This window comes from Stutzerimonas frequens, from assembly GCF_024448335.1.
GTDB classification, from domain to species: domain Bacteria; phylum Pseudomonadota; class Gammaproteobacteria; order Pseudomonadales; family Pseudomonadaceae; genus Stutzerimonas; species Stutzerimonas frequens.
The window spans coordinates 363,039-375,475 of record NZ_JAMOHM010000003.1 but is presented as its reverse complement, the minus strand read 5'-3'; the positions used below and the strand labels follow the sequence as shown (position 1 = coordinate 375,475).

General features: G+C 62.4%; 9 protein-coding genes. 1 reads left to right on the top strand and 8 read right to left on the bottom strand.

The genetic code is table 11. From position 1 onward, the window contains the following. Nucleotides 1-54: 54 nt before the first annotated feature. The 6 genes from fabI to NAO55_RS06615 are packed head-to-tail and all read right to left on the bottom strand — an operon-like array spanning nt 55 to nt 8,301. Nucleotides 55-849, bottom strand: a complete 795-nt coding sequence (gene fabI, locus NAO55_RS06640; RefSeq protein ID WP_102840999.1) for an enoyl-ACP reductase FabI — start codon at nt 847-849, stop codon at nt 55-57. Further along, complete coding sequence (locus NAO55_RS06635) at nt 830-2,491, bottom strand: ABC transporter ATP-binding protein (RefSeq protein ID WP_102841000.1); 1,662 nt, start codon at nt 2,489-2,491, stop codon at nt 830-832. Before NAO55_RS06635 ends, fabI begins: the two co-directional genes overlap by 20 nt. Nucleotide 2,492: 1 nt before the next feature. Next, on the bottom strand, nt 2,493-3,512 hold the full coding sequence (locus NAO55_RS06630) for an ABC transporter permease (RefSeq protein ID WP_102841001.1): 1,020 nt from the start codon (nt 3,510-3,512) through the stop codon (nt 2,493-2,495). After that, nucleotides 3,513-4,586, bottom strand: a complete 1,074-nt coding sequence (locus NAO55_RS06625; RefSeq protein WP_063540630.1) for a microcin C ABC transporter permease YejB — start codon at nt 4,584-4,586, stop codon at nt 3,513-3,515. A 2-nt stretch (nt 4,587-4,588) separates the two neighbouring features. Beyond that, on the bottom strand, nt 4,589-6,475 hold the full coding sequence (locus tag NAO55_RS06620) for an extracellular solute-binding protein (RefSeq protein WP_102841002.1): 1,887 nt from the start codon (nt 6,473-6,475) through the stop codon (nt 4,589-4,591). Next, nucleotides 6,472-8,301 carry an extracellular solute-binding protein gene (locus NAO55_RS06615; RefSeq protein WP_063540628.1) on the bottom strand — a complete coding sequence of 610 codons (1,830 nt, stop codon included), beginning with the start codon at nt 8,299-8,301 and terminating at the stop codon, nt 6,472-6,474. The genes NAO55_RS06620 and NAO55_RS06615 overlap by 4 nt, the downstream gene beginning before the upstream one ends. A gap of 138 nt (nt 8,302-8,439) precedes the next feature. On the opposite strand from NAO55_RS06615, the gene NAO55_RS06610 reads away from it, so the two are divergent. Next, nucleotides 8,440-9,891: an HDOD domain-containing protein gene (locus NAO55_RS06610; RefSeq protein ID WP_102841003.1), complete on the top strand. Its 1,452-nt coding sequence runs from the start codon at nt 8,440-8,442 to the stop codon at nt 9,889-9,891. A gap of 11 nt (nt 9,892-9,902) precedes the next feature. Here NAO55_RS06610 and NAO55_RS06605 read toward each other — a convergent pair whose 3' ends face one another. Both NAO55_RS06605 and gloB read right to left on the bottom strand, forming a co-directional pair. Beyond that, on the bottom strand, nt 9,903-11,465 hold the full coding sequence (locus NAO55_RS06605) for a lytic transglycosylase domain-containing protein (RefSeq protein WP_180981657.1): 1,563 nt from the start codon (nt 11,463-11,465) through the stop codon (nt 9,903-9,905). A 100-nt stretch (nt 11,466-11,565) separates the two neighbouring features. Next, entirely contained in the window at nt 11,566-12,345 is a 780-nt protein-coding gene (gene gloB, locus NAO55_RS06600) for a hydroxyacylglutathione hydrolase (RefSeq protein ID WP_102841004.1), read from the bottom strand. Nucleotides 12,346-12,437: the final 92 nt, after the last annotated feature.

Sequence of the window (12,437 nt, the reverse complement as noted above, 5' to 3'; positions counted from 1 at the left end):
AACACGAACCCCGCCAAAAGGCGGGGTTCGGTGCTTACGTAGACGGACGCGGGATCAGTCTTCCAGCGAGCCCATCGCGGTGGTGTTGAAGCCGCCGTCGACGTAGAGGATCTCACCGCTGATGCCGGACGCCAGGTCCGAGCAGAGGAAGGCACCGGCGTTGCCGACTTCGTCGATGGTGACGTTGCGGCGCAGCGGGGTCTGCTTCTCGTTGGCAGCGAGCATCTTGCGGAAGCTGGCGATGCCGGAGGCGGCCAGGGTGCGGATCGGGCCGGCGGAGATGCAGTTGACGCGGGTGCCTTCCGGGCCGAGGCTGCCGGCCAGGTAGCGAACGCCGGCTTCCAGACTGGCCTTGGCCATGCCCATGACGTTGTAGTTCGGCATGGTACGCTCGGCGCCCAGGTAGGAGAGGGTGAGCAGGCTGCCGTTGCGGCCCTTCATCATCTCGCGGCCGGCCTTGGCCAGGGCGACGAAGCTGTAGGCGCTGATGTCGTGAGCGATCTTGAAGCCTTCACGGGTGGTGACTTCGGTGAAGTCGCCGTTCAGCTGGTCACCGGGAGCGAAGCCGACCGAGTGCACGATGCAATCCAGGCCGTCCCACTTCTTGCCCAGTTCCTCGAACACGCGGGCGATGTCTTCGTCATTGGCGACGTCGCAGGGGAAGCACAGCTCCGGGCCCGAGCCCCAGCCGGCGGCGAATTCTTCGACGCGGCCCTTGAGCTTATCGTTCTGGTAGGTGAAAGCCAGTTCTGCACCTTCGCGATGCATGGCGGCAGCGATGCCCGAGGCAATCGACAGTTTGCTGGCAACGCCGACGATCAGTACGCGCTTACCGGTGAGAAAACCCATGTGCTTGTCCCTCTTCTGGTTGTTCGGCAGCGCCGGGCGCCATGAAGGCGGATTCCAGCAGCTGCTGTGTATACGGATGTTGCGGCGCCGCGAATATCTCGGCAGCCGTACCCTGTTCCACCACCTGGCCTTGCTTGACCACCATCATCTGGTGGCTGAGTGCCCTGACCACCGCCAGGTCATGGCTGATGAACAGGTAGGTCAGGTTGTACTTGGCCTGCAACGAGCGCAGAAGCTCCACCACCTGGCGCTGAACCGTGCGATCGAGAGCCGAGGTCGGCTCGTCGAGCAGTATCAGCGCCGGTTTCAACACCAGAGCCCGGGCAATGGCAATGCGTTGCCGTTGCCCGCCGGAAAACTCGTGGGGATAGCGATGCCGGGTTTCCGGATCGAGACCAACCTCCACGAGCGCGTCAATGATTGCCTGTTCCTGCTCCTGCGCATTGCCCATGTGGTGAATGCGCAGCCCTTCGCCGATGATCTGCCCGACCGACATCCGCGGGCTCAGGCTCCCATACGGGTCCTGGAAGACCACCTGCATCTGCCGGCGCAACGGCCGCACGGCGCCCTGTGACATGCCCTGCAGCTGCTGGCCCTGGAAGCGGATCTCGCCGCGACTGGCCAACAGACGAAGGATAGCCAAGCCCAGGGTCGACTTGCCTGAGCCGCTCTCGCCGACGATCCCCAGCGTCTGCCCCTTGGGCAGGCTGAAGTTCACACCGTCGACCGCCTTGACGTGATCGACGGTGCGCCGCAGCAGGCCTTTCTTGATCGGGAACCAGACTCGCAGGTCCTCGACCTCCAGCAGCGGTGCCGCCTGCTCGACCGCCACCGGGCCACCGCTGGGCTCGGCTGCGAGCAGTTCCTGGGTGTACGGATGCTTGGGTGAACGGAACAGTTCTTCACACAACGCCTGTTCGACGACACGACCCCGCTGCATGACACATACACGATGGGCGACCCGCCGAACCAGGTTGAGATCGTGGCTGATCAGCAGCAGCGCCATGCCCAGCCGCGCCTGCAGTTCCTTGAGCAATTCAAGGATTTTCAGCTGCACGGTGACGTCCAGCGCCGTGGTCGGCTCGTCGGCGATCAGCAGTTCCGGCTCGTTGGCCAGCGCCATGGCGATCATCACGCGCTGGCGCTGGCCGCCGGACAGTTCGTGCGGATAGGCGCGGATGCGCTTGCGCGGTTCCGGAATGCCCACCAGCTCGAGCAATTCCAGGGTGCGGGCGGTGGCGGCCTTGCCCCGCAGGCCCTTGTGGATCTCCAGCACCTCGTTGATCTGTTTGCCCACGGTATGCAGCGGGTTGAGCGAAGTCATGGGCTCCTGGAAGACCATGGCGATACGGTTGCCACGGATCTTGCGCATGGCCTTCTCGTCGGCCTTGATCAGGTCCTGTCCGTGGAAATGAATCTGCCCCTGCGGGTGGCGGGCCAGCGGGTAGGGCAGCAGGCGCAGGATGGAATGGGCGGTGACCGACTTGCCCGAGCCGCTTTCGCCCACCAGGGCCAGGGTTTCGCCCTTGCGGATGTCGAAGGACACGCCTTCTACGACGCGCTGGACCTGATCACCGGTGACGAACTCGACGGCCAGATCGCGGACCTCGACCAGGCTCTCGCCAATCGAAACTTCGGACATCTTATTTCCTTGGGTCGAAGGCATCGCGCGCCGCCTCCCCGATAAACACCAGCAGGGTCAGCATGATCGCCAGCACCAGAAAGGCGCTGATACCGAGCCAGGGGGCTTGCAGATTGGCCTTGCCCTGGGCGACCAGCTCGCCCAGCGACGGCGAGCCCGCCGGCAGGCCGAAGCCGAGGAAATCCAGCGCGGTGAGGGTGCCGATGGCGCCGGTGAGAATGAATGGCATGAAGGTCATGGTGGAGACCATGGCGTTGGGCAGGATGTGGCGGAACATGATCGCGCCGTTCTGCATGCCCAGTGCACGGGCCGCGCGTACATACTCGAGGTTGCGCCCACGGAGGAACTCGGCACGTACCACGTCCACCAGGCTCATCCAGGAAAACAGCAGCATGATGCCCAGCAGCCACCAGAAGTTCGGCTGCACGAAGCTGGCGAGAATGATCAGCAGGTAGAGCACCGGCAGGCCCGACCAGATCTCTAGCAGGCGCTGCCCGACCAGATCGACCCAGCCGCCATAGAAGCCCTGCAGGGCGCCGGCGATGACACCGATTACCGAGCTGATCAGGGTCAGGGTGAGGGCGAACAGCACCGAGATGCGGAAACCATAGATCACCCGGGCGAGCACATCGCGGCCCTGATCATCGGTGCCCAGCCAGTTATCCAGCGAAGGCGGCGCAGGGGCGGGCACTTGCAGTTCGTAATTGATGCTCGAATAGTTGAAGGGAATGACCGGCCAGACCATCCAGCCGTCCTTCTCGGCAATCAGTTCCTGGATATAGGGACTCTTGTAGTTCGCCTGCAGCGGAAACTCGCCGCCGAAGGCCGTTTCCGGATAACGCTTGAACACCGGGAAGAACCATTCGCCGTCGTAGCGCACCACGATCGGCTTGTCGTTGGCGATGATCTCCGCGCCCAGGCTGAGCACGAACAGCGCAAGGAAGATCCACAGTGACCACCAGCCACGCTTGTGCGCCTTGAACAGGGCCAGCCGGCGCTGATTGAGGGGGGACAACTGCATTCAGGCCTCCCTGCTTTCGAAATCGATGCGCGGGTCGACCAGGGTGTAAGTCAGGTCGCCAATCAGCTTCACCACCAGGCCGAGCAGGGTGAAGAGGAAGAGGGTACCGAACACCACCGGATAGTCGCGGTTGATCGCCGCCTCGAAGCTGAGCAGGCCGAGTCCGTCGAGGGAGAAGATCACCTCGATCAGCAGCGAGCCGGTGAAGAACATACCAATGAAGGCGGCCGGAAAACCGGCGATGATGATCAGCATGGCATTGCGGAACACGTGGCCGTAGAGCACGCGATTCTTGCTCAGACCCTTCGCTCGTGCCGTGATCACGTACTGCTTGTTGATCTCGTCGAGGAAGCTGTTCTTGGTCAGCAGCGTCAGGGTGGCGAAGTTGCCGATCACCAGAGCGGTGACGGGCAGGGCCAGGTGCCAGAAGTAGTCGATGATCTTGCCGCCCAGGGTCAGGTCGTCGAAGTTGCCCGAGGTCAGGCCGCGCAGGGGGAACCAGTTCCAGTAGCTGCCGCCAGCGAACAGCACGATAAGCAGGATGGCGAAGAGAAACGCCGGGATGGCGTAGCCGACGATGATCGCCGAGCTGGTCCAGACGTCGAACTTGCTGCCGTGACGGGTGGCCTTGGCGATCCCCAGCGGGATCGAGGCCAGGTACATGATCAGCGTGCTCCACAGGCCCAGCGAGATGGATACCGGCATCTTCTCGATGATCAGGTCGGTGACCTTGGCGTCGCGGAAGAAGCTCTCGCCGAAGTCCAGCCGCAGGTAGTTGCTGAGCATGATCCAGAAGCGCTCGGCCGGCGGCTTGTCGAAGCCGTAGAGTCGCTCGATCTCGGCGATCAGCTCGGGGTCCAGGCCCTGCGCGCCGCGATAGCTGGTGCCACCCACCGCAACCTCCGAACCGCCACCGGCGATACGGCTGGTGGCGCCCTCGAAGCCCTCCAGCTTGGCGATTGCCTGTTCCACTGGGCCACCGGGCGCCGCCTGGATGATGATGAAGTTGATCAGCAGGATGCCGAACAACGTGGGGATGATCAGCAGCAATCGGCGAACAATGTAAGCCAGCATGCTTAGCGCTCCGCCTCGCCGTTATCGACTGGCGTGCTCGCACCAGCTTCCGCGGCTTTCTTCGCTTCCACCGGATCGGCGACCGGAGCCTTCGCATCCGGTATGCGCCACCAGGTCATCAGGCCGATGTCCTGTTTTGGCGTTACCTGCGGATGCGCCAGGTGGTTCCAGTAGGCGACGCGCCAGGTCTTGATGTGCCAGTTCGGCACCACGTAGTGACCCCAGAGCAGCACGCGATCCAGCGCACGAGTATGGGCGACCAGTTCCTTGCGCGAGTCGGCGCCGATCAGCCCCTCGACCAGCATGTCGATGGCCGGTTCCTTCAAGCCGATGAAGTTGCGGCTGCCGGGATTGTCCGCACTCGCCGAATGCCAGAATTCACGCTGTTCGTTGCCGGGCGAGTTGGACTGACCGAAGCCACTGACGATCATGTCGTAGTCGCGCGAGCGCAGCCGGTTGATGTACTGCGAGACGTCGACTCGGCGGATCTCCAGCTCGATGCCCAGGTCGGCCAGGTTGCGCTTGTAGGGCAGTAACACGCGCTCGAACTCGGCCTGCACCAGCAGGAACTCCAGCTTCACCGGCTTGCCCTGGGCGTCCAGCATCTTGTCGTTCTCGACTTTCCAGCCCGCTTCCGTCAGCAGCCGATAGGCCTGGCGTTGCTGTTCGCGAATCACGCCGTTGCCCTGGGTTTGCGGCAGTTCGAAGGCCTTGTCGAATACCTCGTCCGGAACCTTGCCGCGAAGGGGCTCGAGAATCTTCAGTTCGTCTTCGCTCGGCAATCCGGAGGAGGCCAGCTCGGAATTGTCGAAATAGCTGCGGGTGCGGGTGTAGGCGCCGTTGAACAGCTGCCGATTGGTCCACTCGTAGTCGAACAGCAACCCAAGCGCCTCGCGCACGCGACGGTCCTGCAGCAGCGGGCGGCGGATATTGAAGATGAAACCCTGCATGCCGGTTGGGTTGTAGTTGCGGATCTCCTCCTTGAGGATGCGTCCATCCCGGACTGCATCGATGTCGTAGGCGGTGGCCCAGTTCTTCGCACTGGTTTCGAACCAGTAGTCGAAATGCCCGGCCTTGAAGGCCTGCAGTGCTACGGTGTTATCCCGGTAGTAATCGAAGTTGATGTGATCGAAGTTATAGAAACCGCGATTCACGGGTAGATCCTTGCCCCAATAGTCCTCGACGCGTTCATAGCGGATCGAGCGGCCGGCCTGGACTTTCTCGACGCGGTACGGACCGCTACCCAGAGGCGGCTCGAGGTTGCCCGAGGTGAAGTCTTTGCCTTCCCACCAGTGCTTCGGAAGGACTGGCAGCTGCCCGAGAATCATCGGCAGCTCGCGATTGCCGGCATGCTTGAAATCGAAGCGCACACGTCTCTCACTTTCCGCCGTCACTTTTTCCACATCGGCGTAATAGGCACGGTATTGCGGAGCACCCTGGCTCATCAGCGTCTCGAAGGTGAAGACGACGTCTTCTGCCTTGACTGGCTCGCCATCATGAAAGCGGGCCTGCGGGCGAAGGTGGAAGCGCACCCAGTCGTTGTTCGGGCCTTTCTCGATCTTTTCCGCCAGCAGACCGTATACGGTGAACGGCTCGTCCAGGCTGTTGGTGGTCAGGGTGTCGTAGATCAGGCCGATGTCGTCGGCCGCGACGCCCTTGTTGATGAAGGGGTTGAGTGAGTCGAAGCTGCCGAAACCGGCCTGACGCAGCGTGCCGCCCTTGGGCGCCTCGGGATTGACGTACTCGAAATGCTGAAAGTCGGCCGGGTACTTGGGCTTCTCGCCATACAGCGTCAGGGCATGGCGGGGAGCGGCCTCGGACAGGGCGGCCATGCAGAGCAGACTCAGCAGGCCGGCGCGAAACAGCGAATGGCTCACGCGATTGTTCATTTGCTCTTCTCCAGGCTCTTCAGCCACCAGGCGCGCAAACCCAGCGTATAGGGCGGCGTGGTGACATGGGCGAACCGATTGCGGTACGCCAGGCGGTGGTTACTGATGAACCAGTTCGGAATGGTGTAGTGGTTCCACAGCAGTACGCGGTCGATTGCGCGGGCGGCCGACACCTGTTCGTCGCGGGTCTGTGCGGCGAGCAGCTTGCCGATCAGGTCATCGATGATCGGGTTGGCGATTCCCGCATAGTTGCGGCCGCCTTTGACGCCGACCTGGCTGGAATGGAAATAAAGGTACTGCTCGATGCCCGGACTGAGGCTCTGGGCCAGCGTCATCAGGATCATGTCGTAGTCGTAATGGTCGAGTCGTTGCTTGTACTGCGCACTGTCCACGGTGCGCAGGTTGGCCTGAACGCCAATGCGCGCCAGGTTCTCGACGTAGGGCTGGAGGATCCGTTCCAGCCGTGGGTTGACCAGCAGTATCTCGAAGCTCAGCGGTTGCCCGGCGCTGTTCAGCAGTCCGGCATCGGACAGCTTCCAGCCGGCTTCGGCAAGCAGCCCCAGGGCGCGACGCAGTGTTTCCCTCGGGATGCCACGACCATCGGTTTCTGGTAACTCGAATGGTTCGGTGAACAGCTCACCAGGGAGCTGCTTGCGGTAGGGCGAAAGTAGCAGCCATTCTCCGCCTTCGGGCTTGCCGGTGGCACTGAAGTCGCTGTTGGGGTAGTAGCTTTCGCTGCGGCGGTATGCGCCGTAGAACAGCGCACGGTTGGTCCATTCGAAATCGAACATCAGACCGAGCGCCTCGCGAACGCGGCTATCGGCAAAAGTCGAACGCCGGCCGTTCATGAAAAGTGCCTGGGTCTGAGTCGGGATCTGATGTGGGATCTCTGCGCGAATGATGTCGCCACGCATCACGGCCGGGAACTGGTAACCGTTGGCCCAGTTCTTCGCCTGATGCTCGATGAAGAAGTCGAACTCGCCGACCTTGAACGCTTCGAACGCCACCACGTTGTCGCGGTAGAACTCGACATCGATGCGATTGAAGTTGTACTTGCCCCGATTGACTGGGAGCTTGGCGCCCCACCAGTTGCGCACGCGCTCGAACACCACCTGCCGCCCGGGTTGCACCTGGGTGATGCGGTAGGGGCCGCTGCCCAGCGGGGGATCGAAGGTGGTGGCCTTGAAGTCGCGATTCTTCCAATAATGCTGCGGCAGGACCGGCAGTTCACCGAGACGCATGATCAGCAATGGATTGTCTGGCTGCTCGAAGACGAAGCGGATGCGGTGCCGGTTGAGAATGTCGACGCGCTTAACCCCTTGCAGGTTGGTGCGGTAGCGCGGATGCCCGTCCTTGAGCAGCAGCCGGTAGGAGAATGCCACGTCATAGGCGGTGATCGGCTTGCCATCATGGAAGCGAGCTTCCTTGCGCAAGTTGAAAACGACCCAGCTATTGTTGTCGCTGTACTCCACCGATTCGGCGATCAGCCCGTAGCTGGACGCCGGTTCGTCGCCCGAAGGGTCGTAGACGCCGGTACCGACCATCAGCGGTTCGTTCAGCTCGCTGAAGCCGTACTGCAGGAATCCGGGGGTCGCACTTGGGCTGGTGCCCTTGAATGTATAGGGGTTCAGCGTATCGAACGTACCCGACGCCATCAGCTTGATCCTGCCGCCCTTGGGCGCGCGCGGATTCACCCAGTCGAAGTGGGTGAAATTGGCTGGGTACTTAAGAGTGCCGAACTGCGCATAACCATGGCTTTCGCTGATGGTGGCGAGGGCGGGAAAGCTCAAGGCCAGGCAGGTCAATAACAGTAGCAGGGGTCGCATCAGACGGGGGATCCGATCCTTGGCGCTTAAGGGCTTCTCGGGCCGGTACAGTAACAGCTTGTATGCGCTGGAAAAAGGCCGGCCACCTCGGGCAAACTGCCACTCATTTCCTGTACTGGCATTGTGGAGTGTGACCTCTTGGATGTACGTGCCCAGGGTCTGCAGGCGTGGATCGATCGCCTGAACCAATCCGAACTGCCGGCGCTGGCATCGGTGGTCAAGGATATCCAGCGGCTGGCCGAGCACCAGCACGCTTCGGTCCAGCAGCTTGCCGACGTTCTGCTGCGCGATGCGTCGCTGACTTCCAAGGTGCTCCGGGTCGGCAATAGCAGCTACTACAACCCCTCTCAGGAAACCATCAAGACCATCTCGCGGGCGATCGTGATGATCGGCTTCGACAATGTCCGACTGATCAGCCTGTCGGTGACGCTGATCGACAGCCTGCTGGAGAAGGCTCCGCGGGAGCAACTGCTCGAGCTGCTGGCCCGCTCCTTTCATGCGGCCGTGCAGGCGCGCAATATCGCCGGCTATGTCCTTTCGCGGCATGAGGAAGAGGTGTTCATCGCGGCGTTGCTCTATCACGTCGGTGAGCTGGCGTTCTGGGGCTGCGGCGGCGAGCAGGCCGACGAGCTCGCCGTGCAACTGAAACAGCCGGGCATCAAGCCTGAGGAAGTGGTACAGGCCATTCTCGGCACCAGCTTCCGTCAGCTCACGCTGGGGCTGGTGAAAAGCTGGAATCTGGGCGAGCTGACCAGCCTGGCTCACAGTCAGGCCGTAAGCAATGACCCGGCTGCGCGTGCGGTGGCGTTGGGGGTGAGGATCAGCGAAGCCGCACTGGACGGCTGGGAATGCGAAAAGATGCAGGCCCTGACCAGCGCGGTGGCGGAGTTCACAGGCGTGACTGAGGCCGATGCATTGCAGCAGATCCTCGCCAGTGCCGACGAAGCGGTCACGGTTGCGACCACCTTTGGCGCCAGTCGGTTGGGCCGGCTGATTCCCAGCACCGATCCGGAGCAGATCAGGCTGCAGCAGGCAGAGCGCCAGGCGGCCTTGCTGCAGCCCGACCTGCTGTTGATGCAACAGTCGCTGCAGGATCTTGGGCTGATGGCGTCGGGCGGCGGCGATGCCAGCCTGATTCTGGAGACGCTGCTCAAGGGGCTGCATCGAGGCGTTGGATTGGAGCGGGTAATGGTGGCGGTCCTGGCCGACCAGCAGACGCGTTTCAAGGTGCGTTGTGCCGTTGGAGAGGGGGCCGAAGCCTGGCTTCAGAATTTTGCGCTGCCGGTCGACCAACCCGAGCAGCCGCATATATTCAGCTATGCGTTGCGACATCGGCAGTCGCTGTGGATGGGGGTGCCGGCAAGCTACAACCTGGCGGACCTGGTGACGCAGCCGCTGCGGCAATGGCTCGGCAACGGCATGTTCTTCATTGCGCCGCTGATGGCGGGAGCGCGGGAGATCGGTGTGCTGTACGGCGATTGTCGCTTGTCCGGGCGTGCGCTCAAGCATGAGCAGTTCATCGCCTTTCAGCGTTTCACCCAGCTGACCGGCCGTTGTATGGAAGCCCTGAGCAAGCGTTCAGCGGGTTGACGGTCGGGCGCTCACCTTGGGAGGTAGAGGGTGAGCAGCTGGCCCGGACGGAGCACTTCGGTGCTTTTCGGGTTCCAGGTCTTGAGATTGGTCAGCTGCACATTGAAACGCTTGGCAATCTGATACAGCGAATCCCCCTTACGAACCTTGTAGTAAGTCGGGGCGTCAGCATTGTCCTTGCTCTTGGCGGCAGGCGCAGGCCCCTGCAGGAAGAGCGCCTGGCCTACTTTCAGCTGGCTGCCGGACAGATTGTTCCAGCGCTGCAGGTCGCGTACCGATACGCGCTGCGCCTTGGCGATATCCCAGAGGTTGTCACCGGATCTGACCCGGTAGCTGCGGGGTGCGGTGTCTGGCTGACGCGCTACCGCGTGCAGTAATTCTCTGGATGCACCGGCGTCGCTGCTGGCTGGAATGCTCAGGACCTGGCCGATACGCAGGGAGTCGCTGTTCAGGCGGTTGATGTCGCGGATGACATTGACGGTCAGGTGATGGCGGTTGGCGATCGCCCCCAGGGTATCGCCTGGGCGGACGGTGTACTGCTTCCAGTCCACCAGTTCCTGCGGTTTCATCAACGCCAGGTTGGCTGCCAGCATCTCGGCCTTCTCCAGCGGCACCAGCAGTTGCTGCGGGCCGTCCAGCGTGATGCGGCGGGTGAAGGCGGGGTTCAGTTGGTACAGCTCGTCTTCGTCAAGGTCGGCCAGCTTGGCTACCCGCGCCAGGTCCATGCGCTGCTTGAGGGCGATGACCTCGAAGTAAGGTTCATTGGCGATCGGGTTGAGGTTGATGCCATAGGCCTCAGGCGCTTCGATCAGTTGCGACAACGCCAGCAGCTTCGGTACATAGTCGCGAGTTTCGCGTGGCAGGGGCAGGTTCCAATAGTCGGTTGGCAAGCCCAGTTTCTGATTGCGTTCGATGGCGCGGCTGACCGTACCCTCGCCAGCGTTGTATGCGGCCAGGGCGAGCAGCCAGTCACCGTTGAACAGACCATGCAAATAGCTCAGGTAGCGCAACGCGGCATTCGTCGAGGCGGTAATGTCCCTGCGGCCGTCGTACCAGCTGGTCTGGCGCAAATTGAAATGACGACCGGTGGAAGGGATGAACTGCCAGAGCCCGACCGCATGGGCTGGAGAGTAGGCGAACGGATCGTACGAGCTTTCGATGATTGGCAGCAGTGCCAGCTCCAGAGGCATGTCGCGCTCTTCCAGGCGCTCGACGATGTAGTGGATATAGGGACTGCCGCGTTCGCTGGCGATTTCGATGGAGCGGGGGCGGCTGGCGAAGAGCAGGCGCTGCTGCTCGATGCGGGGGTTGCTGTCCAGATGCTCCTGCAGTTTGTAGCCTTCGCGGATGCGCGCCCAGAGGTCCTCGTGTTCGACGATGGTGCTGGTATCGCTCAGCCAGATGGGCTCCTGCACCGCCGGTCCGCTCGCACGCCTCGACTGATCGAACGCATCATCATCGCGTGCGGAGTTGCTTTGACAGCCGGCTAGGGCTACGCAGACGGCGAGGGCCAACGCACGACCAGAGGCTGCCAAGGCGTCCGTTTCGTGGCGTTTCTTGGGAGCTGGCGGCATTGGCTGGAATCTTCCCCGGAAACAAAATTCGGGGGATTCTAGGAATGCGTCCTGATGGGGTCAAGTTGACACGCCCCGTTTCGGGAACTTGTCGACCTTGTCAGAAACGATCCTTCCACGCGCGCAAAGCGGCGAAAACCGCGACTTCGCCGTCTAGCTGGCTGCCGCTGTGCTGGATCGCCGCCTGCCGTACCGTCTCGATATCGCCGCGCAGAAACGGATTGGTCCGGCGCTCGATGTCCAGTCGGCTGGGCAGGCTGAAGCAACCGGCCTCGCGCAGCTGTGTCACCTCGCTGATGCGCTTGGCGACGTCCGCATTGTTCGGCTCTACCGCCTGGGCGAAACGCAGATTGCTCAGCGTGTACTCATGCGTGCAATAGATCAGCGTGTGATCGGGGACGCTAGCCAGTCGCTTCAGCGACTCGAACATCTGCTCGGGCGTGCCTTCGAACAGCCGGCCGCAACCTGCTGCGAACAGTGTATCGCCACTGAGCAGCCAGGGCTGTTCTGGATCGGCATGAAAGTAGGCAATGTGTCCAAGCGTATGTCCGGGGACGGCAATGACCTCCAGGCGCTTGCCGAGCAGCTCGATGTGCTGGCCGTCACTTAGTGACTCGTCACGTGCCGGGATCTTCTCGGCGGCCGGTCCGTGAACACGTGCGCCGGTGTGTGCCTTGAGCCGTTCGACGCCGCCGACATGGTCGTGGTGGTGGTGGGTCACCAGAATGTCGCTCAGCTGCCAGCCGGGATGGGCCGATAGCCAGTCCAGCACGGGCGCGGCGTCACCAGGGTCGACCGCTACGCAGCGCTGGCTGGCGTCGTCCTGGAGCAACCAGATGTAGTTGTCGGTGAAGGCGGGCAGGGCTTCGATCTTGAACATGGATGGGTCGCCAAGCGGATCACAAAGGCGCATCCTAGGACCTGTTCCCGCCGAGTCGCAAGCCGCGCCGGAAACGGGGGCGGGCTCTGGCA